The 23,347-nt window shown below is 72.5% G+C and carries 26 protein-coding genes; 15 read left to right on the forward strand and 11 right to left on the reverse strand.

Translation table 11 applies throughout. The features are described from left to right. The first annotated feature begins 150 nt into the window (after positions 1-150). Entirely contained in the window at positions 151-381 is a 231-nt protein-coding gene (locus IE99_RS0120410) for a hypothetical protein (protein WP_157610410.1), read from the forward strand. Then, positions 378-878: an ATP-binding protein gene (locus tag IE99_RS0120415; protein ID WP_051712888.1), complete on the forward strand. Its 501-nt coding sequence runs from the start codon at positions 378-380 to the stop codon at positions 876-878. Before IE99_RS0120410 ends, IE99_RS0120415 begins: the two co-directional genes overlap by 4 nt. 198 nt (positions 879-1,076) lie before the next feature. Here the strand turns inward: IE99_RS0120415 and IE99_RS0120425 are convergent, their stop codons facing one another. Beyond that, a complete protein-coding gene (locus tag IE99_RS0120425; protein WP_030173126.1) occupies positions 1,077-1,958 on the reverse strand; it encodes an alpha/beta fold hydrolase in 882 nt (293 codons plus the stop codon). Between the two features lie 69 nt (positions 1,959-2,027). Here IE99_RS0120425 and IE99_RS0120430 point away from each other — a divergent pair, with 69 nt between their 5' ends. Further along, a complete protein-coding gene (locus IE99_RS0120430) occupies positions 2,028-2,714 on the forward strand; it encodes a glycerophosphodiester phosphodiesterase (RefSeq protein ID WP_030173129.1) in 687 nt (228 codons plus the stop codon). A gap of 13 nt (positions 2,715-2,727) precedes the next feature. Here IE99_RS0120430 and IE99_RS0120435 read toward each other — a convergent pair whose 3' ends face one another. Next, positions 2,728-4,338 carry a DEAD/DEAH box helicase gene (locus tag IE99_RS0120435; protein WP_084219705.1) on the reverse strand — a complete coding sequence of 537 codons (1,611 nt, stop codon included), beginning with the start codon at positions 4,336-4,338 and terminating at the stop codon, positions 2,728-2,730. A gap of 418 nt (positions 4,339-4,756) precedes the next feature. On the opposite strand from IE99_RS0120435, the gene IE99_RS0120440 reads away from it, so the two are divergent. After that, entirely contained in the window at positions 4,757-5,545 is a 789-nt protein-coding gene (locus tag IE99_RS0120440; protein WP_157610411.1) for a hypothetical protein, read from the forward strand. 4 nt (positions 5,546-5,549) lie between these two features. Here the strand turns inward: IE99_RS0120440 and IE99_RS0120445 are convergent, their stop codons facing one another. From IE99_RS0120445 to ligD (IE99_RS0120470), 6 genes are all read right to left on the reverse strand, one after another. After that, the gene (locus IE99_RS0120445; RefSeq protein ID WP_030173137.1) at positions 5,550-5,783 is read right to left on the reverse strand and encodes a DUF3107 domain-containing protein; all 234 of its coding nucleotides are present in this window, start codon (positions 5,781-5,783) and stop codon (positions 5,550-5,552) included. Between the two features lie 92 nt (positions 5,784-5,875). After that, positions 5,876-6,496 (reverse strand): TetR/AcrR family transcriptional regulator, encoded by a 621-nt coding sequence (locus IE99_RS0120450; protein WP_030173140.1) that lies wholly within the window; start codon positions 6,494-6,496, stop codon positions 5,876-5,878. 187 nt (positions 6,497-6,683) lie between these two features. Then, positions 6,684-6,875, reverse strand: coding sequence for a hypothetical protein (locus IE99_RS0120455; protein ID WP_030173143.1), 192 nt, complete (start codon positions 6,873-6,875; stop codon positions 6,684-6,686). Between the two features lie 55 nt (positions 6,876-6,930). Further along, positions 6,931-8,262, reverse strand: coding sequence for a dihydrolipoyl dehydrogenase family protein (locus IE99_RS0120460; protein ID WP_245623286.1), 1,332 nt, complete (start codon positions 8,260-8,262; stop codon positions 6,931-6,933). 91 nt (positions 8,263-8,353) lie between these two features. Further along, a complete protein-coding gene (gene ligD / locus IE99_RS0120465; RefSeq protein WP_030173149.1) occupies positions 8,354-9,259 on the reverse strand; it encodes a non-homologous end-joining DNA ligase in 906 nt (301 codons plus the stop codon). Beyond that, a complete protein-coding gene (gene ligD, locus IE99_RS0120470) occupies positions 9,249-10,220 on the reverse strand; it encodes a non-homologous end-joining DNA ligase (RefSeq protein ID WP_030173152.1) in 972 nt (323 codons plus the stop codon). The genes ligD (IE99_RS0120465) and ligD (IE99_RS0120470) overlap by 11 nt, the downstream gene beginning before the upstream one ends. Before the next feature lie 121 nt (positions 10,221-10,341). Between ligD (IE99_RS0120470) and ku the strand changes: the two genes are divergently transcribed. Then, positions 10,342-11,262, forward strand: coding sequence for a non-homologous end joining protein Ku (gene ku / locus IE99_RS0120475; RefSeq protein WP_030173154.1), 921 nt, complete (start codon positions 10,342-10,344; stop codon positions 11,260-11,262). Between the two features lie 33 nt (positions 11,263-11,295). On the opposite strand, the gene IE99_RS0120480 is transcribed toward ku, so the two are convergent. Beyond that, entirely contained in the window at positions 11,296-12,057 is a 762-nt protein-coding gene (locus tag IE99_RS0120480) for an SGNH/GDSL hydrolase family protein (protein ID WP_084219706.1), read from the reverse strand. 21 nt (positions 12,058-12,078) lie between these two features. Then, complete coding sequence (locus IE99_RS0120485) at positions 12,079-14,253, reverse strand: MMPL family transporter (RefSeq protein WP_030173160.1); 2,175 nt, start codon at positions 14,251-14,253, stop codon at positions 12,079-12,081. A gap of 133 nt (positions 14,254-14,386) precedes the next feature. Here IE99_RS0120485 and IE99_RS0120490 point away from each other — a divergent pair, with 133 nt between their 5' ends. Genes IE99_RS0120490 through IE99_RS0120500 form a run of 3 tightly spaced genes read left to right on the forward strand, consistent with a single transcriptional unit; the run spans position 14,387 to position 16,787 of the window. Further along, positions 14,387-15,097, forward strand: coding sequence for a TetR/AcrR family transcriptional regulator (locus IE99_RS0120490; protein WP_030173163.1), 711 nt, complete (start codon positions 14,387-14,389; stop codon positions 15,095-15,097). A gap of 17 nt (positions 15,098-15,114) precedes the next feature. Continuing rightward, complete coding sequence (locus tag IE99_RS0120495) at positions 15,115-16,239, forward strand: helix-turn-helix domain-containing protein (RefSeq protein ID WP_030173167.1); 1,125 nt, start codon at positions 15,115-15,117, stop codon at positions 16,237-16,239. Further along, positions 16,239-16,787 carry a PIN domain-containing protein gene (locus IE99_RS0120500; RefSeq protein ID WP_030173171.1) on the forward strand — a complete coding sequence of 183 codons (549 nt, stop codon included), beginning with the start codon at positions 16,239-16,241 and terminating at the stop codon, positions 16,785-16,787. The genes IE99_RS0120495 and IE99_RS0120500 overlap by 1 nt, the downstream gene beginning before the upstream one ends. Before the next feature lie 200 nt (positions 16,788-16,987). Here the strand turns inward: IE99_RS0120500 and moeZ are convergent, their stop codons facing one another. Beyond that, positions 16,988-18,169 (reverse strand): adenylyltransferase/sulfurtransferase MoeZ, encoded by a 1,182-nt coding sequence (moeZ, locus tag IE99_RS0120505; RefSeq protein ID WP_030173174.1) that lies wholly within the window; start codon positions 18,167-18,169, stop codon positions 16,988-16,990. Between the two features lie 192 nt (positions 18,170-18,361). On the opposite strand from moeZ, the gene IE99_RS32450 reads away from it, so the two are divergent. The 7 genes from IE99_RS32450 to IE99_RS0120540 are packed head-to-tail and all read left to right on the forward strand — an operon-like array spanning position 18,362 to position 23,323. Continuing rightward, entirely contained in the window at positions 18,362-18,523 is a 162-nt protein-coding gene (locus IE99_RS32450; RefSeq protein WP_169744459.1) for a hypothetical protein, read from the forward strand. A gap of 50 nt (positions 18,524-18,573) precedes the next feature. After that, a complete protein-coding gene (locus tag IE99_RS0120515) occupies positions 18,574-18,768 on the forward strand; it encodes a CsbD family protein (RefSeq protein ID WP_030173177.1) in 195 nt (64 codons plus the stop codon). Between the two features lie 44 nt (positions 18,769-18,812). Next, entirely contained in the window at positions 18,813-19,634 is an 822-nt protein-coding gene (locus tag IE99_RS0120520) for a hypothetical protein (RefSeq protein WP_245623287.1), read from the forward strand. Then, positions 19,628-21,007 (forward strand): S8 family serine peptidase, encoded by a 1,380-nt coding sequence (locus tag IE99_RS0120525; protein WP_084219724.1) that lies wholly within the window; start codon positions 19,628-19,630, stop codon positions 21,005-21,007. The genes IE99_RS0120520 and IE99_RS0120525 overlap by 7 nt, the downstream gene beginning before the upstream one ends. Positions 21,008-21,065: 58 nt before the next feature. Continuing rightward, a complete protein-coding gene (locus IE99_RS0120530; RefSeq protein WP_030173186.1) occupies positions 21,066-21,827 on the forward strand; it encodes a hypothetical protein in 762 nt (253 codons plus the stop codon). Next, entirely contained in the window at positions 21,821-23,002 is a 1,182-nt protein-coding gene (locus IE99_RS0120535) for a S8 family serine peptidase (RefSeq protein ID WP_030173189.1), read from the forward strand. The genes IE99_RS0120530 and IE99_RS0120535 overlap by 7 nt, the downstream gene beginning before the upstream one ends. Before the next feature lie 15 nt (positions 23,003-23,017). After that, entirely contained in the window at positions 23,018-23,323 is a 306-nt protein-coding gene (locus IE99_RS0120540) for an MGMT family protein (protein ID WP_030173192.1), read from the forward strand. Positions 23,324-23,347 lie beyond the last annotated feature (24 nt).

The following is a 23,347-nucleotide window of genomic DNA, read 5'->3' on the forward strand; positions in this document are numbered from 1 at the left end:
CTCTGACCGTAGCGTTCATCACGCACGGCAGAAGCGCGATCACTGAGGTCGTCTGGACATCGTGATCCGCGCGCGTGCTCGGAGAAGGGTGGCCAGGCGGTGGCAATGGGGCAATCGCCGCACTCGGTGCGGTTCGGGCTTCTCGCCCATATGTGTTACGAGTTGCGCGAACGGGAGGGGTGCGCGTCCCTGCTGCAGAACCCTCGGCGGGGCGAGTCCGTCCTGTGGGTTCCGTATCCGGCGCGGCCGGGGGCGCGGCTCGGGGTGGCGGCGGTCGACCATCACGGGCGGTGGCTCTACGCGTTCGGTGACCAGTGCACCGGCGCCGCCGACGTGCCCGGTGTGGCCGCGCGGATCGCCTGGACGGTGAACGGGGGATGACGCGCCATCACCTGGGGACGTGCATCATCCCGTCCACGAAGCGGAACGTCGCGCACGGCCGGCGGTGGCTGCTGGGCCGGCTCGCACCGCTTCTCGGTCCGCAGCACAGCGTGTGCGACGACGGCGTCCTGCTGCTCTCGGAGGCGCTGACGAACGCGATCGTGCACGGGACGGGCGATGTCGTGGAGGTCGACGTCTTCCTCTGCGCGGGGACCATCCGCGTCGAGGTCATCGACGGTGGCGGCGGGGCCGTCCCGCATGACCTGGACGACCCGTGCGGCGAGCACGGCCGGGGCATCCCGATGATGCGAGCGCTCAGCAGTTCGTGGGGTTTCGAGGCGCTGGACGACGGGCGCCTCCGGGTCTGGTTCGAGATCGCGCACGCCCCCGACCCCCTGCACCAGACGTCTCTCGTCCCGGAACAGGCCCGATACGACGGGACGCGTGAGGAGTGCCCGGCTCCGTCCAGCGGTACCGCCCACCCCGGGGACGGCTGACGCCCGCTGTGGCGGAAGGGCGCCGTCAGCGGTGAGGGGCTGTGGAGCGGCCGGGATCGTGACGTCAACCTGACGGAGGACGCGATCGGTGTACATCGGCGCGGGCGGCCGTGTCGCCGCCGGCGCTCCTCGTCCGCGAGTCCGCCCACAAGGGTGGTGCCGGGAAGCTCTGGTTCTACTTCGTCCGGTTCTGAAGCCTCAGCGGTGGTCGCGTTCGGACTGGATCCAGTGGCTGAGGAGGGCCTGCGCCGTCGTCTCGGGGGCCTCCCAGGCGGGGGAGTGGGCGGCGCTCGGGATGACGACCTTGTGCGCTTCGAGGCGTTCCGCCATGGCGGCCTGGATCTCGGGGGACCAGACGTCGTCGTCCTCGCCGTACAGGACGAGCACGCGCAGGTGCTCGGCCTTCGCGTACTTCGCCAGCTCCTCCACCCGGTCAGGGGCCGTCAGCAGCTGGTCCGCCATGCGCACCAGGCCGTTCTCGCAGTTGCCCAGTGTGCGGCCCTCCAGGAACCGGACGATGTCGGCGGCGACGCCGCTTCCGACATAGCCGGGTTCCAGGGAGATCTCCCAGATCGTCGCCATGCCCAGCTCCGGGAGGGCGTCGCGGAGCGCCTGGGCCTTCGCGGCGGACCGGCCGGTGAGGGCGGACGGCCCGGAGCTCATCAGCGTGAAGGACGCCGGCCGCGCCCGGCCCGCGAGGACTGCCTCGCGGGTGACGAGCCCGCCGAACGAGTGCCCCACCAAATGGACGGGGTCGGGCCCGAGGGCCTCCATGAGGGCGGTGATGTCCTCGCCCAGGGCGGCCAGCGTGTAGGCGGCGGGGTCGTCCGGCGAACCCGGGGACTCGTACTGGCCGCGCATGTCGATCGCCACGACGCGGCGGCCGGACGACGCGAGGGTCTGCAGGACGGCGATGTAGTCCTCCTTGCTGCCCGTGAAACCGGGAACGAGGAGGGCGGGGCAGCGCTCGGCGACACCCGACCCGGGAAGGGCCTCCAGGGCGGCGAAGGGGCCGCGGGACGTCTCGATCGTCGTCCGCAGGGCACCGGGGGGCAGGCTCAGGAACCGGGGCGTGCTCACGGAGGGCCACCATACTAAACGGATGTCCGGGGTCGGCCACGGACGAAACGGGGTGCTAGCGTCCACGGTGTGGAACCGGCGATCTCCGCCCACCGGCGGGACGAGGCGGGCTTCGCGGGCCTCGCGGACGCGGTGGCGTCCGGGGCCGAGTACGTGGAGATCGACATCCGGCGGACGGGCGACGGGCGGCTCGTCGTCCACCATGATCCCCACATCGGGGGGCTGAACCTCGGCCGCATCCCGTACGCGCGGGCCAGGGAGCTGTCACCGCTGCCGCGGGTCGACGAGGCCATGGAGCTGATCGCCGGGCGGGCGCGCGGGCATCTCGATCTCAAGGAGCGCGGCTGCGAGCACGAGACCGTGGCGCTGGCGCTGCGCATCTTCGGGGCCGGGCGGTTCGTGGTGACGACCCGCGAGATCTCCTCGCTGGTCGAGATCAAACGACGGTTCCCGCAGGTCACCACGGCCCTGTCGGTGGGGCGGGGGCTGCGGGAACGGGGCGCCCACCGGGACTTCGTCCCGGTGCGGCTGATCCGCCGGGCGGGCGCCGACATGGTCGCCCTCAACCACCGGCTGGCGCGGGCCGGGGTGCTGCGGCAGTGCGCGCGGGCCGGGTTCCCCGCCATGATCTGGACGGTGAACGCCGCGCCGTCGATGCGGCGGTTCCTGGCGGATCCCCGGGTCGCGGTGCTGATCACCGACCACCCGGGGACGGCATTGGCCTTGCGCGCCGCGAGATCACGAGAGGGGTCGTGATCTCGCAGCGAGGTCAGGCGGTCGGCTGCGTCTCGCCGGCCGCGGCCGGCTTGCCCCCGCGGGTGCGGCGGCGGCTCCGGCTGCGCTTGCGCTCGGTCGCGACCGCGTCGGCGGCGGGCTCGGAGTCGGTGTCGGCGGGCTTCGCCGGCTCGGCGGCGGCCTGCCCCGCCTGCACGGGCCTGCCCCCGCGGGTGCGGTTGCGGCTCCGCTTGCGGCGGGCCGGACGCGGACGCTCGTCCGGGTCGCTGTCGGCACGGTCGGCATGGTCGGCATGGTCGGCGCGGTCGTCGCGGCTGCGGGTCTTGCCGGTCTCGCCGATGTCCTCGAGCTCCTCGGCGGCCAGGCCGGCGCGCTCGCCGCGCTGGTCCTTCGGCAGGCGGCCCTTGGTCCCGGTGGGGATGGCGAGCGCCTCGAAGAAGTGCGGCGAGGTGGAGTAGGTCTCCTCCGGCGCCGGGAACGGCAGGTCGAGCGAGCTGTTGATCAGCTTCCAGCGGGTGAGGTCGGACCAGTCGACGAGCGTCACCGAGACGCCCTCCTTGCCGGCCCGGCCGGTCCGCCCGATGCGGTGGACGTAGGTGTCCGCGCTGTCGGGGCACTCGTAGTTGATGACGTGGGTCACGTCGTCGACGTCGAGGCCGCGGGCGGCGACGTCGGTGGCCACCAGCACGTCGATCTTGCCGTTGCGGAACGCGCGCAGCGCCCGCTCGCGCTGGCTCTGGCCGAGGTCGCCGTGGACGGCGGCGGCGTCGAACCCGCGCGAGACGAGCTCGGCGGCGACGCGGTCGCAGGTCCGCTTCGTCTGGCAGAACACCATGCTCAGGCCGCGGCCCTCCGCCTGCAGCAGGCGGGCGACCATCTCCGGCTTGTCCATCTGGTGGGCCTGGAAGACGTGCTGGACGACCTGCGGGGTCGCCTCGGACTCGGTGTGGGACTCGGCCCGGACGTTCGTCGGGCGGGTCAGGTACTTGCGCGACAGCGCGGCGATCTCGCCGGGCATGGTCGCGGAGAACAGCATCGTCTGCCGCTGCGCCGGGATCCGGTCGATGATCCGCTCGATGTCGGGCAGGAACCCGAGGTCGAGCATGCGGTCGGCCTCGTCCAGCACCAGGATCTCGACCTTGGACAGGTCGAGGTGCTTCTGCTTGACCAGGTCGAGGAGCCGGCCGGGCGTGCCGACGACGACGTCGACGCCGTCCTTGAGGGCGGAGATCTGCGGCTCGTACGCGCGCCCGCCGTAGACGGACAGGACGCGGCTGCCGAGCTTGCCGCCGGCGACCAGGAGGTCGTCGGTGACCTGGAGGGCCAGCTCGCGGGTCGGGGCGACGACGAGCGCGCGCGGCTCGCGGCCGCCGTGCTCGATGCGCTGCAGGAGCGCGACGCCGAAGGCGAGGGTCTTGCCGGTGCCCGTGCGGGCCTGGCCGATGATGTCGTGCCCGCCCAGCGCGATCGGCAGGGCGAGTTCCTGGATGGGGAACGCTTCCACGATGCCCTCTGCGGCGAGGGCGTCGGCTATCTCGGGTACGACCCCGAGGTCACGAAAGGTAGTCAGGGCTTCCAGCCTCCAATATGCGGGGTCCACGCTCCCGGGTGCGGCGCGGCTCTCGGTGCCGGTCGGGCTCGTCATCGGGCCCACCGGTCGTGCCGATGGCCGCGCGCTCGCGCGGGAGGGACCAGCCGTCAGTCACATTCTTCGGCGACCGCAGTCAGGGGTTGAAAGCAGTCACTCATTGTGGCTGCGTGCGGTCACACTCCGCCACGCAGTGTACCGACCATCGATTCCTTACACCAATAGCCGATCACATGTCCCAACGTCGGGGCGATCCGGTGTATTCCATGCCCCGTCCGCCAGGGATTATCCGGGACGGGACGACCTCCGGAGCGGCCGGCCGGCGGCACCGCCGCGACGGCCACATCCGGACAATCGGCGGGATGAAGATCCTTTGAAGTGGAAGGCCGGGCTCCCGGCGCCGCCGAACCCTGACATCCTTGGATCTCCGCGAGATCGCGGGGTGTTCCGGTGGTCGTTGTGAAGGATGGGGCGGATGCGGGCACGAATCACGGGCATGGCGGCGGTGGCGGCCGCCGCCGCGATCGCGGCGGCGGGATGCTCGTCCGGCGGCTCCGGCGCGGACACGCCCGCGGCCGGGCCGATCGTCCAGCGCGACAACACCGCCTACCCGGACAAGCTGGTCAAACTCAACAACGCCGAGCGTGTCGAGATCACCGGGATGGCGGACGCGGCGGCGGCGAAGCGGCTCAACGCGGCGTTCCGCGGCCCCCTCGACTGGGCGGTGAACTGGGCCGCCGCGACGCTCCTGCCGGAGCAGAAGGCCGAGTGCAAGGGCCGGTCCAGCACGATCCAGACCAAGGTGCGGTTCGGGCTGCGCGGCGAGGTGGTGTCGGCCGCCAACGCGATCCAGATGATCCCCTGCTACGAGGGGGAGGGCGGCCTGCCGACCGTCCCCGTCACGGTGGACGTCGAGGCGGGCAAGGAACTCGGCCCCAAGGACGTCCTCACCTCCGCGGCCCTCACCCCGTCCGGCATGAAGACGCTGTGGGAGCGGCTCAGCGGCCCCAAGGACGACTGGGCGGACTGCGAACTCGACCCGCCCCAGGTCGCGGACCTGTCGCCCGGCAAGCGCGACGGCGACCCGATCGCCTCGCCCGCCCCCGCCGGGATCCTGTTCACCCCGCAGGGCATCGAGCTGATCTGGTCGACGACCGGCACCGACTGCAACAACTTCGCCTTCACCGCGCCCTACGACAAGGTGAAGGACCTGATCGTCCCCGGCCTCTACGCGAAGATCGAAGCCGCCGCCAAGGCGAAATGAGCGATCACGTGTACTGGGTGCCGAACCCCACGCTGCGCTCCTCGTCCTCGGAGATCTCCAGATAGCCGACCCGGTCCGCCGGCACGACGACCCGGCCGGACCGGCGGTCCTTCAGGACGAGGACGCCGCCCTCCGCGGCCAGGGCCTCCCGGAGCGCCCGCTCGACCTGGTCGGCGGACTCCGCCGTGTCGACCACGAGCTCCTTGGGCACGAACTGCACGCCGATGCGAACCTGCACGCGATGCTCCCGTCGTCCGGCGCGGCCCGCCCGGCGGCGGGCCGTCCCGTCCCCGATGGTGGCACGGAGATCGCCGGCGCTCCAGGAACGGCTCAGCCCGTGCGCGGGAAACCGGAGATGCCGCGCCAGGCGAGCCGGGCGATGATCGTCTCGGCGGTCTCCTTGGGGATCGCGCGGTGCTGCGACAGCCAGTAGCGGGCGCTGACCTCGGCCATCCCGACCAGGCCCATGCCGAGCAGGAACGCCTCCTCGGCGGAGCCGCCGGTGTCCTCGGCGATCACCTGGGCGATCATCTCGGCGCACTGCTGGTTGGCGCGGTCGACGCGGGCCCGGACGGGCGCGACGTTGCGCAGGTCGGACTCGAACACGAGCCGGTACGCCTCGCCGTCGCCCGCCACGAAGTCGTAGAAGGCCTGCATGCTGGCCTGGACGCGGAGCTTGTTGTCCGAGGTGGACTCCAGGGCCCCGCGCACGGTCTGCACCAGGGCTTCCGCGTGCTCGTCGAGCAGGGCCAGATACAGCTCCAGCTTGCCAGGGAAGTGCTGGTAGAGGACGGGCTTGCTCACGCCCGCACGCTCGGCGATCTCGTCCATCGCCGCGGCGTGGTACCCCTGTGCGACGAACACCTCCTGGGCCGCGCCGAGCAGTTGCCTGCGGCGCGCCATTCGCGGCAGCCTCGTGCCGCGGGGGCGGGCGTCCGGGGTCGCGGTCACCACACTTCTCCGATCACCGGTCGGCGCGACGGCCGGGTGTCCGTCGCGGGAAAACGATCCCATCATCCTACGCGCGGGTAACCTCGCTGGTCACTAACAACGACCGCTGACGTTCCTTCGCCCAGGTCAGTCTATTTCCGACGTCGGCCTCCCCGGTCGCACTCCGGGTGATCGGCGGAGGGGAATCTCAGCGGTAGTCGTCCTCGTCCAGGGGGATCTCCCGGCTCTGCTCGGCGGCGTCGGCCTCGTTCGCGTCGAACGGGACGTGGTCGGGCCACTCCGCGCCCTCCTCCTCCGTGGGGGCGCGCTGTTCGGCCGCGTCCGCTTCGGGAGCGTCGTCGGGGACGGGTGGCTGGTCAACGTTCTCGGTCTCGCTCATCACGCGCGTCCTTCCAGAGCTTCGTCCACGGCCGCGGCCTCCCGGCGCCGGCCCGTCAGGTCTGCATGTGCCCGGCCAGCTCCCGCAGGGGCGCCTCCACCGCCTCACCGTACGTCGGGAACGCGTGGACGACGTCGGTGAGCAGGCTCAGCGGCGTCTCCGCGCGGATGGCCAGCGCGATCTCGCTCATCCACTCCTCGGCATGGAGCCCCGCCGCGGCGGCGCCGACCAGCACCCCGCGCGACCGGTCGGCGTACAGCTCCACCCGGCCGCGGTCGTCGGCGTCCACCGCCGCCCGGGCCGTCGCCGCGAGGTCGTACCCGGCGGTGAGCAGGTCTATGCCGCGTTCCTCCGCCTGCGCGGGCGCGATGCCCACCGCGTACACCGCGGGCGTCGTGTGGACGACCCTCGGGATCGCCCGGTAGTCGGCCTCCCTGGGGCGGCCGAGGATGTTCTCCACGACGACGCGCGCCTGGTAGCGGGCGGCGTGCGCGGTGCGGGCGAGGCCCGTGACGTCCCCGGCGGCCCAGATCCGGCCGCTCTCGGACGGGACGCGGCACGTCCCGTCGACCGGGATCCCGTGGCCGGGGGACAGGGCGACGCCCAGCTCCTCCAGCCCGAGGCCCTCGACGCGGGGGCGCCGACCGGCGGCGACGAGGACGCGGTCGGCGTCGATCGTCCCGCCGTCCGACAGCCAGAGCCGCAGCCCGGTCTCCTTGCGCTCGATCTGGCTCAGCGCGGCGCCGAGCCGCAGGTCGACGCCCATCCGGCGGAGCACGCCCGTGAGGACGTCGCCCGCGAACGGCGCCTCGGCGATGAGCAGCCGGCCGGCGGGCTCGATCAGCGCGACCTGCGAGCCGAACGCCGCGTACACCTGCGCGAGCTCGCAGCCGACCGGGCCGCCGCCGAGCACGACGAGCCGGCGCGGCAGGTCGGGCACGGTGAGCGCCTCGCCGCTGGTCCAGAACGGGACGTCGGCGAGGCCGCCGGCGGCCGGCACGACGGGCTCGCCGCCGGTGCAGACGACCAGGTCGTCGAACCCGCAGGCGGTGCCGTCCACGTCGAGCGTCCCGGCGCCGGTGACGCGGCCCCGCCCGCGCAGGACCGTGACGCCGTCCTCGGCCATTCGGGCGACGATCCGGTCGTCGTCGCAGTGCCGGGCTAGTTCATCGCGCCGGGCGACGGCGGCCTCCCAGGTCTCGCCGCGCTGCGCGGAGCGGAGCAGTGACTTCGACGGCACGCAGGCGAAGTACGGCGATTCGCCCCCGACCAGGCGGTTCTCCACGAGCGCCACGCCGCGCCCGGCGCGGGCGAGCCCGGTGGCCACCAGTTCCCCCGCCGTCCCCCCGCCCAGCACCACAACGTCGTAGTGATGGTTCTGCGACAACTGTTCGTCCTTCCGCGGTTCGCTTCTCGGTCCCCTGGGGTTCATGGTGGCGGAACAGCGCGCCGCAGCGTGGCGATTCGGATACATCCCGTCAAGGGAGGGTGGATTTGTGCTCCCCGAGAAGCGGCTCTAGAAGGTCGCCGAGCTCGTCGACGCGCTCGAGGGCCTCGTCGGGGGTGAAGGAGAGACCGGACGCGTCCTGGCATGACCCCAGCTCGTCCCATGTGAGGGGCATCGAGACGGACGGGGCGTCCGCCGCGCGCAGCGAATAGGGGGCCACGGTCGTCTTCGAGGGGTTGTTCTGGCTCCAGTCGACGAAGACCTTGCCCTTGCGGAGGCTCTTGTCCATCCTGGCGACGACGAGGCCGGGGTGCTCCGCGGCGAGGCGTCGCGCGACGGACCTGGCGTAGTCGGACGTCCGGTCCGTCTCCCGGACCGGGACGTAGAGGTGCAGGCCCTTCTTGCCGCTGGTCTTGGGATAGGCCTCGAGGCCGTCCTCCGCGAGGAGTTCGCGGAGCAGGGAGGCGACCCGGCACGCCTCGACGATCGTGGCGGGCGGGCCCGGATCGAGGTCGAACACCACCAGGTCGGGGCTGCGGATCCCCCCGCGCGGCCCCACCTTCCACTGCGGGACGTGCAGTTCCAGCGCGGCCAGGTTCGCGCACCACACCAGGGTCGGGAGATCGTCGACGACGATGAAGTCGAGCGTCTCGCGTCCCGTGGAACTGCCCGGGGTGGGGACGTTCGCCGTCCGTATCCAGTCCGGCGTATGGGACGGGGCGTTCTTCTCGAAGAACCGGCCGCCCTCGACGCCGTCCGGCCAGCGGATCCGGGTCGCGGGCCGGTCCCTGAGGTGGGGCAGCATCACGGGGGCGACGCGGGCGTAGTAGTCGATGACCTCGCCCTTGGTGAACGCGGCGTACAGGTGCTTGCCGAGGTTGGACAGGGTGAGCTGCCGGCCGTCGACCTCCACGCCGACCTTTCCGCTACTGCTCACTCGTCACCTCCAGGGGGTCCTTGTCGTCCCGGAGGCCCCGCCAGGCGGGGTGACGGAGACGTCCCTCCCGGGTGAGGGCGCTGTAGGCCACCTCCCCGACGAGCATCGGCTCAACCCATTGGACGTCCCGGACGTACTCGCGCGGGACGGGGTCGTCGTAGGGGGCCGTAGGGCGGCGCAGGGGCCACAGGGCCGTGTAGAGCTCGTCCAGCGCACGTTCCGTGAAGCCCGTGCCGACGTGGCCGATGAACCCGAGGCGCCCCTTCCCGTCGTACTCGCCCAGGAGGAGCGACCCGACGCCGCCCTCGCGGCGTCCCTTGCCGGGCTTCCAGCCGCACACGACGACCTCGCGGGTGAGGAAGTTCTTGACCTTGCGCCAGAAGTCGACCCTGCGCCCGGGGCGGTAGGGGGAGTCGAGGCGTTTTGCCATGACCCCCTCCAGGTGCTGCTCGCGGGTGAAGGCGATGAGTTCCTCCACCTGCTCGGTGTCGTCGGAGTCCAGGTACGGGGGGACCTCCACCGGGCCGGTGCCGGCGAGGTCGAGCCCGGCCAGGATCTTCCGGCGGTCCGCGTAAGGGGTGTCGTACAGGAGCGCCCCGTCCAGGAACAGGACGTCGAACACCACGTACCGGACGGGGACCTCCCGGATCAGCCGGGGATCGGGGCGCGACACGTGCATCCGCCGCTGGAGCCGCTCGAAGCTCGGGCGGCCCGACTCGAACGCGACGACCTCCCCGTCCAGGAGGGCGTCATGGTGGGGGAGCAGGTCGGACAGCCCCGACAGCTCCGGATAGCGGACGAGGACGTCGCCCCCGCGCCGCCCTCCCGCGCGGACCCCGTCGGCCGTCACCTGCGCGATGACGCGCACGCCGTCCCACTTCAGCTCCAGGCCCCACCGGCCGCCGGCGGGCAGCTCCCCGGTGGCGGCCATCATCGGCTCGACCGGCCACGGCATCGTCATACCCGCGTCTTACCCTGCGCGCGCATCGGGGAAAAGGATCAACAGATCGTTGTGGAACAAATCGCGCCCGGTTGCGACCCTGGAGGGGAACGCTCGGGGCCGCCGTGGGTAAGGACAGGTCATGCGGAGTATCTGGAAGGGCGCGATCTCGTTCGGCCTGGTGACGATCCCGGTGAAGCTGTATTCGGCGACGGAGCAGCGGGACGTCGCCTTCCACCAGGTGCACCGCGAGGACGGCGGGCGCATCAAGTACAAGCGCGTGTGCACCGTCGACGGGGAGGAGGTCCCCTACTCGGACATCGCGAAGGGCTTCGAGCTGCCCGGCGGCGAGACGGTCGTCCTCACCGACGAGGACTTCGCCGACCTCCCGCTGACCACCAGCCGCCGTATCGACGTCCTCCAGTTCGTGGAGCAGGCGGAGGTGGACCCCATCTACTTCGCCAAGTCCTACTACCTGGAGCCGGACGGGCAGGGGGCCAAGCCGTACGTCCTCCTGCGGGACGCCCTCGAGTCCTCGGGGCAGGTCGCGATCGTCAAGGTGGCGCTCCGGCAGCGGGAGTCCCTCGCCACCCTCCGCGTCCGGGAGGGTGTCTTCGTGCTGGAGACCATGCTGTGGCCGGATGAGGTCCGTGTCCCCGACTTCCCCTTCCTGGAGGAGGACATCGAGGTCCGCAAGCAGGAGCTCACCATGGCGACCTCTCTGATCGAGTCCATGGAGGGCGAGTTCGACCCGTCCGACTACAAGGACGCCTACCGCGAGGCGCTCCAGGCCGTCATCGACGCCAAGATCGAGGGCAGGGAGATCACCCGCCCGGCGGAGGAGGGCGCCGAGGAGCCCGCCGCCGACCTGCTCAGCGCGCTGCGCGCGAGCGTCGAGGCCGCCAAGAAGAGCCGCGCCGGGGGCGGGACGTCCGCGAAGAAGCCGGCCGCGCGGAAGACGACCGCGGCGCGGAAGGCGGCCACCGGGCGGAAGCCCGCGGCCAAGGCTCCCGCCAAGCCCGCGGAGAAGAAGCAGCCCGCCGCGAAGCGCAGGTCGGCCTGACCGCCGCCAGCTGTCCCGCCGTCACCCGTCCGGCTACTCGACCGGGGCGAGCTCCGGCCGCTTCGCCGTGATGAGGTCGCCGGACGACTCGCCCCGCAGCCGGCGGCCGACCCACGGGGCCAGGTACCCGCGCGCCCACCGGTACGTCGCGAGCCGCTGGGCGCCCCTGCTCAGCTCCGGCAGGGGGGCCAGCTCGGGAACGCGCCAGTCGCCCGCGTCCGGGACGCCGAGCGTCTCCAGCGCCGCCTGCGCGACCCGCCGGTGCCCCTCGGGGCTCATGTGCAGCCTGTCGACGTCCCAGAGGCGCCAGTCGCGCAGGACGTGCATCGCCCACTGGTCCACGATGAACGCGCCGTGCCGGGACGCGATCGCCCGCAGGTGCTCGTTGTAGCAGGCGACGCGGCCCCGCACCCGGCGGATCACCGGCGACCCCACCGGATCGACCCCGGTGAACAGGAGCGCGCCGGCGCCCGCCGCCCGGATCCGCGCGACGGCCGCGTCCATCCGCTCGGCGAGCGCGTCGATGTCGGCGCCCGGCCGCAGCAGGTCGTTCCCGCCGCCCGACACCGACACCAGATCGGGCTCCAGCGCCAGCGCCGCGGGGAGCTGGCCGTCGATGATCTGGCCGAGCAGCCGGCCGCGGATCGCGAGGTTGGCGTAGCGGAGACCGGGGGACCGGGCGGCGAGTTCCTCCGCCACCCGGTCCGCCCAGCCGCGGCATCCCCCGCCCGGAGCGGGGTCGCCTACCCCCTCGCTGAAGGAGTCACCGATCGCCACATATCGCGTCCAGAGCATGCGCTCATGATATTTGCCCTGCTATTCGGCCTGAGCCAGGGCCGGTTCCGTCCGGACCGCCGCCGCGGCCGGGGCGTCGCCCTCGCGGATGCCGTACCGGTGGTAGAGCCGTGCCAGCGGGCCGGGCGCCCACCAGTTCGCCCGCCCCAGCAGCCGCATGGTGGCGGGGACGAGCAGCGCCCGCACGATCGTCGCGTCCACCAGGATCGCGATCACCATGCCGACGCCGGTCATCTTGATGAACGTCACACCGGACGTGGCGAACGCGCCGATCACCACGATGAACAGCAGCGCCGCGCTCGTGATGATCGCGCCGGTGCGCTGCACGCCCGCCGCGACCGCCTCCGTGTTCGACCCCGTCAGGTCGTACTGCTCGCGGACCCGCGACAGCAGGAACACCTCGTAGTCCATCGAGATCCCGAACAGCATCGCCAGCATCAGGATCGGCATCGCCGGGGCGATCGCTCCGGTCGCGGTGAAGTCCAGCAGGCCCGACAGGTTCCCGTCCTGGAAGATCAGGACCACCGCGCCGAACGTCGCCGACAGCGACAGCGTGTTCATCAGGATCGCCTTCAGCGGCAGCAGCACCGACCCGAACGCCAGGAACAGCAGGACGAACGTGGCGCCGCCGACGATCAGCGCGACCCACGGCAGAGTCGCGCCGATGCTGTCGAGCTGGTCGACGATCTCGGCGGTCTCCCCGCCGACGTGCACCCGCGCGCCGGGCGGCGCCGGGACGTCCCGCACCGCGCCGACGAGGTCGCGCGCCGCGTCCGAGTCCGGCTTGGCCGCGTAGCGCAGGGCGATCCGCGTCGTCGTGCCGTCCGACCCCGTCACGGTCGCCCCCGTGGCGCCGGGCAGGGCGGCGAGCCGCTCCCCGTACGCGGTGATCGCGGCGCGGTCGGACGTCCCGGTCACGACGGCCTCGATGGGGCTGGTCGCGTTGCGGGGGAAGCGCGTCTCGAGCGTCTCGGCGACGACCCGGGCCTCGGTGCCGGTGGGCAGGACGCGGGCGTCCACACCGCCCCAGTTGATGCGCAGGAACGGCGCGCCGAGCGCCAGCAGCAGCGCGACGGTCGCCACGGCGTAGACCACCGGACGGCGCATGACGCTGTGCGCGAGCCGTCCCCACGCGCCCTCGCCGCGCCCGCGGCCGGCTCCGGCCTTCCGCGCGCGCCGCAGCGGCAGCGCGTCCACCTTCGGCCCGAGCACCGCCAGCAGCGCCGGCAGGACGGTCAGCGCCCCGATCATGCACACGAACACGGTCGCGATGCCGCCGTACCCCATCGAGACCAGGAAGTTCTGCTCGAACATCAGCAGGCCGGACAGCGAGACCGCGACCGTGACGCCGGAGACCGCGACGGTCCGCCCGGCGGTGGCCATGGTCGCGGCCAGGGCGTCCTCGACGCTCTTCGAGCGGATCTCCTCGCGGAACCGGCTCACCACGAACAGGCCGTAGTCGATCGCGAGACCGAGGCCGAGGAACGTCGTGATGTTCACCGCGAAGATCGACACGTCGGTCACGTACGTGAGCAGGTGCAGCGCGGTGAACGAGCCGAGGATCGCGAGGCCGCCGACCAGCAGCGGCAGGCTCGCCGCCACCAGCCCGCCGAAGATCACCACGAGCAGCACCAGCAGCACCGGCATCGCCATGCCCTCGGCCCGCCCGATGTCGGACGACACCCGCTCGTTGACCGCCACCTCGGTGCCGATCGTCCCGCCGACCTGCGCGGTGAGGCCGCCGCCGACCTTCGTCAGGTCGTCGCGGATCTCCTCGTAGGCGTCGTGCCGGGCCCCCTCGTCCGCGCCCGCCAGCCGCAGGACGGCGTACGTGGCGGTGCGGTCCGTGCTCACGAACTGGGGCGACCTGGTCGTCCAGTACGTGAGCGTCTCGGCGACATGCCCGGCGGGCAGCGCGCGCAGCGACTTCTCGACCTCCGCCCGGAACGCCGGATCGTCCACGTTCGTCCGGCCCCGGTACAGGACGATGACGTCGGCCTCCTCGCGTCCGAGGTCCCGCTCGGCGATCTCGGACGCCCGCGCGCTCTCGCTGCCGGGGGTGGCGAAGCCCCCGGCCGCGCTGAGCGCGCCGAAGACCCCCGTCCCCCATACGCCGGCGAACACGAGCGCGGCCGCCGCGGCGCCCAGCACCCACCGGCGCCGCCGGTGCACCCAGCGCCCCCACTGCTCGAACATGACCACTCCTTCGCTACATCTCGTCACGGCGGTGAAAGCCGTTAACTGCGAACGGTGTTAACATCGCACAAGGTGTTCACTGTCGTCAATGTCGTTCATGGGGAAAGATGCGTGACGACCGGAAGGAGCAGCGGTGAAGTCACGACGCGACCGGCTGCGCGAGGCGACGGTCCAGGAGATCACCGGGACCGCCCGCCGGATCCTCGTCGCCGAGGGCCCCGAGGCGGTGACGCTGCGCGCCATCGCCCGCGAGATGGGCATGACGGCGCCCGCCCTCTACCGCTATTTCGGCAGCCACGGCGAACTGCTCCGCCATGTCGTCGGCGCGATCTTCACCGAGCTGACCGCCGCCCTCCATGACGCCCTGCAGGCCGTCCCGAACGGCGACATGAGCGGCAAGTTCCTCGCGGTCTCCCGGCGCTTCCGCCACTGGGCCCTCGCCCATCCCCGCGAGTACGCGCTCCTGTTCGGCGCGCCCGTCCGCGGGAGGGGGCACGACGAGGACTGGGCCGAGGAGTGCGCCCGCGAGTTCGGCTGGACGTTCCTGTCGCTGTTCCTGGAGTTGTGGCGGAAGAAGCCGTTCCCCGTGGTGCCCGACGAGAGGATCGACCCCGTCCTGCTGGAGCAGTTGCGCTCCTACCGCGAGGACGTCCTCGGCGTGGACCTGCCCCTGGGCGTGATCCAGCAGTTCCTCAAATGCTGGGTGCGCCTCCAGGGCAGTGTGAGCCTGGAGGTCTTCGGCCACCTCGAGTTCGCCCTGCGGGACGCCGGCCCCATGTTCGAGCTGATGATGCGGGAGATATCGAGCGAACTCGACATCACCTACCGGCCGCCGGAGCCCTGACGGCGTGATGTTCTATTATGGAACATGTGGATGCGGAGACGATCGGGCGGCGGATCGCGGAGGCCCGTGAGCGGGCTGGGCTGACCCAGGCGGAGCTGGCCGAACGGATCGGCCTGGTCCGATCCTCCCTTGCGAAGGCCGAGGGTGGAAGTCGCCGAGTGTCGGCCCTCGAACTGGCACGGGTGGCGCAGGCTCTGGACACCCGGATCGAATGGTTCGTTGAGGAAGCGCCGGAGGCCATTGTGTCCCGGCGGAACACGCAGGATCCTGGCGAGCCCAGCCCGGAGATCGACCGTATGGCCGAACGGGTGACACGCGCGGTCGAGTTCGTGTCCGAGCACTCGGGGATCCGGAACCTTGCGTCCAGTCCTGACCTTCCCATGCCCCGTGACTGGCGGGAGGCTGAGCGATTGGCAGTGGACGCTCGCCGGATGCTGGAGCTCGGCAGTGAAGGCCCTCTGACGGAGCTGGGTGACAGGTGCGCTGGGCTCGGCCTCTTGCCCTTCTCCTTTGACCTGGGCCGCGATTCGGCCGACGCCGCGACGATCCTGCTGCCGCGTGGGGGAGTGGCGATCATCAACGGAGCCCGGCTCGTCGGCCGCCGTCGCCTCGCCCTCGCGCACGAACTGGGCCACTTCCTGGTCGCGGACGAGTACACCGTGGACTGGCGTGTCGCCGAATCCCAGGCCACCGACCAGCGAGAGAGCCTCTTCGATCGATTCGCCAGAGCTCTGCTCCTGCCACGTGAGAGCCTGCTAGAGGGCTGGACGAGGTTCGCCGCGGACCCCGAAGGCGGGGTCCGCGTGGCCGCAGTTCGGATGGCGAGCGCGTATCGCGTCGACATGGCGACCCTCGCCCGCCGGCTCCGGGAGCTCGACATCATCGACGGCGGAGAGGCCGCGGTGATTCGCGCGGCCAGGACGACCCGCGCGGACATCGTCGACTTCAACCTCGTCGTGGCCAAGGATGAACTGGCGCCCCCCGCGCTTCCCCGCGAATATGAACGCACCATCCTGGCCCTCTACCGGAACGAGACCGTCTCGTCGGCCCGGGCTTTGGACCTCCTCTTCGGTACATGGGAAGAGGACGCGCTTCCACCCCTCCCACTTCGCGCCGAAGGCGCGATCTGGCAGTACGTCTGATGCCCGCCGCCCCCCAGGCCGACGTTCTAGTGTTCGACACCGGGCCGCTGAGCCATTTCGCAAAGCAGAATTGGCTCGGCTGCCTTCGCGCTGTCGTGGGCAGGAGAAGAGCAGTCGTCCCCGACACTGTGGTGGCGGAAGTGCAGGCCGCTGTCCCGCTGCACCCACACCTGCAACCCGTGCTCGAGGCGTCCTGGATCGAGCAATACGAGCTCACCGCAGAGTACGAGGAATTTGCCGAGTTCAGCGCACTCCTCGTTGGTTCTGACGGCCGCAACACCGGTGAGGCAGGCGTGCTCGCCTATGCGAAGGCTCATGATGCGGTGGCCATCATCGATGATGGTGCGGCGCGGAACGCCGCTGGCCGCAAGAAGGTCACGTACCGAGGAACTCTCGGCCTGCTCTGCGACGGTGTCCGGGACGGGCTGCTCACGCTCGATCTGGTCTCCGAGTTGGCCGATCAGCTGATCGAGGGTGACTATCGGCTTCCTTTCGCCCCCGGCGAGTTCAAAACCTGGGCGCGCAACAACCTCGGCCTTGGAGGCTGATCCCCACAAGATTCCGAAGTGTTCGGACGGGCTGAGATTGTCAGCAGTCGGTGCTCACTCTCAATGGGCCGTGCGAAGGGACGGTCAACTCGGGGTCGGTGGAGAGAATGGCTCAACGGTCATAGCAGTAGACCCCTCGGATCCATGTGGAGATCCGAGGGGTTTACGGTCTGACTACTGGTGCGAGTTGGGATGTCCCTTTAGTAGGCGGGGAGGCTGGGGTCGATCTGGTTGACCCAGGCGACGACTCCGCCGCCGACGTGGACGGCGTCGGCGAAGCCGGCGTTCTTGACGACGGCCAGGGCCTCGGCGGAGCGGACGCCCGACTTGCAGTGCAGGACGATCTTCTTGTCCTGCGGGAGCCGGGGCAGGGCGGAGCCGTCCAGGAACTCGCCCTTCGGGATGAGGGTGGCGCCCGGGATCGAGACGATCTCGTACTCGTTCGGCTCGCGGACGTCGACGAGGAAGATGTCGTCGCCGCGGTCCTGCATCGCCTTCAGGTCGTGGACGGAGATCGTGGAGTCCTTGACGGCCTCGGTCGCCTCCTCGGAGACGGCGCCGCAGAAGGCCTCGTAGTCCTCGAGGAGCTCGGTCTGCGTCGGGTTCTTGCCGCAGAGCGGGCACTCGGGGTCCTTGTGGACCTTGACCGTGCGGTACGTCATCTCCAGGGCGTCGTAGATCATCAGACGGCCGACCAGGGGCTCGCCGATGCCCGCGAGGAGCTTGATGGCCTCGTTCACCTGGATGGAGCCGATCGACGCGCACAGGACGCCGAGGACGCCGCCCTCCGCGCAGGACGGGACCATGCCGGGCGGCGGGGGCTCCGGGTAGAGGCAGCGGTAGCAGGGGCCGTGCTCGGCCCAGAAGACGGACGCCTGGCCGTCGAAGCGGTAGATGGAGCCCCACACGTACGGCTTGCCCAGCAGGACGGCCGCGTCGTTGACCATGTAGCGGGTCGCGAAGTTGTCGGTGCCGTCCAGGATCAGGTCGTACTGGGAGAAGATGTCCAGCACGTTGTCGCGGTCGAGCACGGTGTTGTGCACAACGACGTCGATCAGCGGGTTGATGTCGCGGACGGTCGCGGCGGCGGACTCCACCTTCGGCATGCCGAGGGACGACTGCCGGTGGATGACCTGGCGCTGCAGGTTCGACTCGTCCACGATGTCGAAGTCGATGAGGCCGAGGGTGCCGACGCCGGCGGCGGCGAGGTACATCAGGGCCGGGGAGCCGAGGCCGCCCGCGCCGACGACGAGGACCTTCGCGTTCTTGAGGCGCTTCTGCCCGTCCATCCCCACGTCGGGGATGATCAGGTGCCGCGAGTAGCGGTTGACCTCGGCGCGGGTGAGCTCGGCCGCGGGCTCGACCAGAGGTGGCAACGTCACGGTGGGTGCTCCTGTAGCTGACGCTCGATGGGGGCGGACTCCGTCGTCCTTCCCGCACAACCTTGCCATGCGCGACCGCATTCCCGGACGCCGGGCGGCCTGGTCAGGGGGCATGGAGGCATGACCGGGCCGGATGCGGGCATCTGGTGACCGGTTCATGGGACGGCGCGGGGCCGTTCCGGAGAGGTGGTCATGAGGCTTTTCGAGCGGTTCTCCAAGCGGCGGACGGCGACCTTCCGGGAGATGCGCGCCCGGATGCGGACGGAGAAGGCCGAGGCGAGGCTGATGGAGACGGAGGCGCGGATCCACCTGGAGGCCGAACGGATCCGCCGCGCCCACCGAATTTCGGCATAGATCGGCACATGCCGGGCATCGCCTCCGCACGACCGAGGGAAAGAGGAGTCATGGGTTTCCTGGACAAGATCAAGAACAAGACGCAGCGGGCGAAGGGGCGCGGCAAGGAGGAGGCCGGACGGCGCTCCGGCGACCCCAACCTCGAGGCCGAGGGCACCCGCGACCGGATGGCGGGCGGCGCGAAGCAGGTCGGCGAGCAGGCCAAGGACGCGGCGCGGGAGGCCCGCGAGACCTTCCGGCGGTGAGATCGGCGGCGGAATGCCATTGAACGCGGTTAATCTTAACTGTTGTGGCATTCCCGCCCCCGTCCCAGCAGCCGCCCGGGCGGCCGTACCCACCCGGCCCGCCGCCCCCCGGCCCCCGCGGCGTCACCGTGCTCGGACTGCGCGGGCGCCAGTGGATGATCGTCGCGATCGCCGTCGGATGCCTCTACCTGGTCTCCACCGGCGTCGCGATCACGGGGGCCTGGACGGTTCTGCACCGCGAGCCGACGAACGCCGAGCTGCAGCGGGCCGCGAACACCGAGGTGGCGCGGCGGTGGCAGGCGTGGCCGGCGGAGCGGATCTTCCCCGCCCGGATCGGCTACCGGCAGGGGACGGGTAAGAGCGAGAACGCGGCCAGGACGGGCATCGTCCCCGACACCGGCTGCGAGATGGGCGTCGACCCGGGCCTCGTGGCGACGCTGCGGCGGCACGGCTGCAAGGCCGTCCTGCGCGCCACCTACACCGACGCGCTCCAGGGCGTCGTCGTCACGGTCGGGGTGGTCGTCTTCCCGGACGCGTGGAAGGCCGACCGCGCCCACAGGGAACTGCCCGGCGCGCAGGGGCCGGGGAACGGGCCGATCAGCCCGGCCCTGCGCGCGGCGGCCTTCCCCGGGACGGCGTCGGCCCGGTTCAACGACGCCGCCCGGCAGGACCGCACGTCCGACCGCGGCGGCCCCTACGTGCTGCTGACGACCTCGGGACAGGCCGACGGGCGCCCCGCCGCCGCGGTCGCGAAGAAGCGTCCGGGCGAGCCCTTCGCCGTGGCGCCGCAGATCGCCCGCCGCATCGCGCGGACGCTGTCGACGCGCCCCCTGCCCGACTGCCGGAGCCGCGAGTGGCGATGCTGAGCACGGCGCGCCCGCGGGCCTTCGCGGTCGCGCTCGCGGCCGCCCTCACCGCGGCCTGGCTGCCCTTCATGCCCGCGACGGCGCACGCCGACGCGGTCCGCGAGCGCCAGCGTCCGATCCTCGAGGCCCTGGACATCCCGGACGCCTGGAAGATCACCCGGGGGGCGGGCGTCACCGTCGCCGTCGTCGACTCCGGCGTCGACCCGAACCAGGCCGACCTCGCCGGATCCGTGACCACCGGCCCCAACATGCTCGCCGCGATCGACCGGGGCACCCGGCCCGCGCGGCTGCACGGCACCGGGATGGCCTCCCTGATCGCCGGGCACGGGCACGGCCCCGGCGGCGAGGACGGGATCATCGGCATGGCGCCGAAGGCCCGCGTCCTGGCCGTCCGGGTGATCGCCGAGCGCGAGGACCCCGGCTACGTCCGGTACCGGACGTCCGAGGCGGGGGAGGGCGCCGTCGCGCGCGGCATCCGCTACGCCGCCGACCACGGCGCCGATGTGATCAACCTCTCGCTCGGCAAGAACGACGAGGTGCCGGCCGAGCGGGAGGCGATCGGATACGCCATCGGCAAGGGCGTCGTGGTGATCGCCGCGGTCGGCAACGACGGCGACAAGGCCCGCCTCCTCGACGGCGACGGCTTCGCACCGTACTCGTACCCGGCGTCCTATCCGGGCGTCATCGCGGTCGCCGCGACGGACCCCTCGCACGGCCGCGCCCCCTTCTCGAACCGGAACTACTCGGTCGTGGTGTCGGCGCCCGGCGCGGGACTGCCGATCGCGGCCCCCGGCGGGCGGTACTTCCTCAGCTCCGGGACGAGCGACGCCAGCGCCGTCGTGTCCGGCATCGCCGCGCTGATCCGCGCGAAGTACCGCAAGCTGGCGCCCGCGCTCGTCGGCCAGGCGCTGATCACGAGCACCCGGTACAGCCCGAACGGCGGCTACGACCCCGCCGTCGGGTTCGGCGAGGTGAACGCCGCGCGGGCGCTCTCCGCGGCGGGCTGGCTCGCGTCCGGAAACCCCGCCCCCGCGGGCAAGGCGGCGGCCCGCCGCTTCGGCCCCGCCGAGCCCGAGCCGGTCGCCGTGATCGAGCACCCCGCCTGGGTGACCCCCCTGATCGTCGGCGTCCTCCTGGCCGGCGTGGGAGGCGCTCTGGCCGCCGGCGCGATCGCCGCGTCGCTCGCCCGCCGCCACCCCCACAGGCCCGCCGCGCTCCCTTCACCGGACGGCCCCCCACCCCCGAGCGCCCCGCCGTCCCCCAGCGGCCCGCCACCGCAGGGCGGCCCGCCGTCCCCGGGGGGTGCCTGGTCTCCGGGTGGGCCGCCGTCCCCGGGGGGTGCGGGTCCCACCGGGCGGACGTTTCGGGGGTGAACAGGGCTTTCGTAGCGGGACGTCCCGGATGACCGCCGGGTCGGCTACGCTCCGCCTCGTGTCGCGCGCCGAGATCTCCGCCCCGGATACGGAACCGGTCCCGGTGGAGGGCCCGGCGCGGCCGGCCCGGACGCGGGCCGCGGTGCTCGCCGCCGCCGGATGCGCGGGCGTCCTCGCGGTCGCCGGGGTCCGGCTCGCCGCCGAGATGACGCGCGGGCCGACCGCCGCGGAGCGCGCCGCCGCGACCGTCGCCGAGATCAACGCGCGCTACCGGAACTGGCCCGCCGGACGCATATTCCCGGAGCGGCTCCCGTACACGGCGCCGCACGGGTCGGCGGAGACTGCCCGGCGGGTCGGCATCGGCCCCGGCACCCCGTGCGACGAGGCCGTGGACGGCGCCCTCGGCGCGTCCCTGACGTCGCGCGGCTGCCGGGCGGCGCTCCGCGCCACCTACCTCGACCAGCCGCAGGGCCTCGCGGTGACGGTGGCGGTGCTGGCCTTCCCGGACGACCGGTCCGCGCACGCGGCCGCCGCCTGGTTCTCCGTGCCCCGGCCCCGGCCGGGAGTGCGCGCGCTGCCGTTCCCCGGGTCCGTCGCGGCCCGGTTCGGGGACGCGTCGCGCCAGGCGGCGGCGATGGCGCGGCGCGGCCCGTACATCGTCGCCGCGACCGTCGGCTACGCGGACGGGCGCCCCGCCCTGCGCGCCCGCCACCAGCAGGCCGACCTGGCCGAACTCGCGCCCCAGATCGCGGACGGGGTGCTGCGCCCGCTGTCCGCCCCCGCCCCGATCCGCTGCGGAACGCCGGAGTGGTCGTGCTGAGGCGGATCCCGGCGGTGGTCCTGGCGGCGCTCCTCGCGGTCCCCCTGCCGCCGCCCGGGGCGCGGGCCGACGAGGTGCGGGACGCGGTGATGCCCGTCCTGGAGAGGCTCAACGTGCCGCGGGCATGGGAGCTGTCGCGGGGCCGCGGGGTGACCGTCGCCGTCCTCGACTCGGGGGTCGACCCGGCTCAGCCGGACCTCGCCGGGTCCGTCACGGTCGGGCCCGACTACACGCGCGGCGCCGGGCCGCCGGGGACCGTGCCGAAGCGGCTGCACGGGACGAACATGGCGTCGATCATCGCCGGGCACGGGCACGGCCCGGACCGCGCGTCCGGCATGATCGGCGTCGCCCCGGAGGCGCGGCTGCTGTCGCTGCGGGTGATCCTGGAGCGGGACGAGCCGGGGTTCGCGGAGTTCACCGGCGGGCAGCGGTGGTCGGGCACGATCGCGCGCGGGATCCGGTACGCGGTCGACCGGGGCGCCGACGTGATCAACCTGTCGCTCGGCCGGTCGTACCCGACCCGCCCGGAGCGGGCCGCGGTCGCGTACGCCGTGAGCAAGGGCGCCGTGGTGGTCGCGGCGGCGGGCAACGGGGGCGCGGAGCGAAGCCCAAGGCGCGGCGGCCACACCGAGTACGCGTACCCGGCGTCCTTCCCGGGGGTCATCTCCGTCGCCGCCGTGGACGCCGGAGGCGGGCACGCCGACTTCTCCAACCGGAACTCCGCCGTCGTCGTGTCGGCGCCCGGAGTCCAGATCATCGGCGCGGGGCCGGGCGGCCGGTACTGGATCGGGGACGGGACGAGCCCCGCGACCGCGTTCGTGTCGGGCATCGCGGCGCTGATCCGGGCGCGGCATCCGAAGCTGGCGCCCGCGCTGGTCACCCAGGCGATCGTGGCGAGCACCCGCAACCGGCCCCGGGGCGGCTACGACCTCGGCGTGGGCTTCGGCCAGGTGGACGCGCGCGCCGCGCTGGCCGCCGCCGACGCGCTGGCCGGCGCCCGGATGCAGGGGGCAGGCCATCCGCCCGACCGGCGGCTCGTCGCGGGCCGGGCCCGTCCGGTGCGGGTCGTGCACCGCTCCGGCGGCCGCATCGCCGGGTACACGGTCGCCTGCGTCCTCGCGCTGGTCGGCATGGCCGCCGCCGTGACCTTCGTCCGCGCCGAACGCGCCCGCTGAGGGGAGACTCGCGCAATGGGCCCCGATGAGTACGCCGAGACCGTCCTGGACGCCGTGGAGCGGATCCCGCCCGGCATGGTCATGTCCTACGGGGACATCGCGGAGCTGATCGGCCGCGGCGGCCCCCGCCAGGTCGGCCGCGTCATGTCGCTGTACGGAGGCGCCGTACCGTGGTGGCGGGTCGTCCGAGCGGACGGCACCCCTCCGGCCTGCCACGAGCGGCGCGCGCACGAGCACTACCGCGCCGAGAACACCCCGCTGCGCCCCGACGGCCGCCGGGTGGACATGCGGCGTGCCCGCTGGAGCGATGAGTCGAACTGAGCACCACGCGCCGCAAGTCGGCGA

It is taken from the genome of Spirillospora albida, assembly GCF_000718255.1.
Lineage (GTDB): Bacteria > Actinomycetota > Actinomycetes > Streptosporangiales > Streptosporangiaceae > Spirillospora > Spirillospora albida.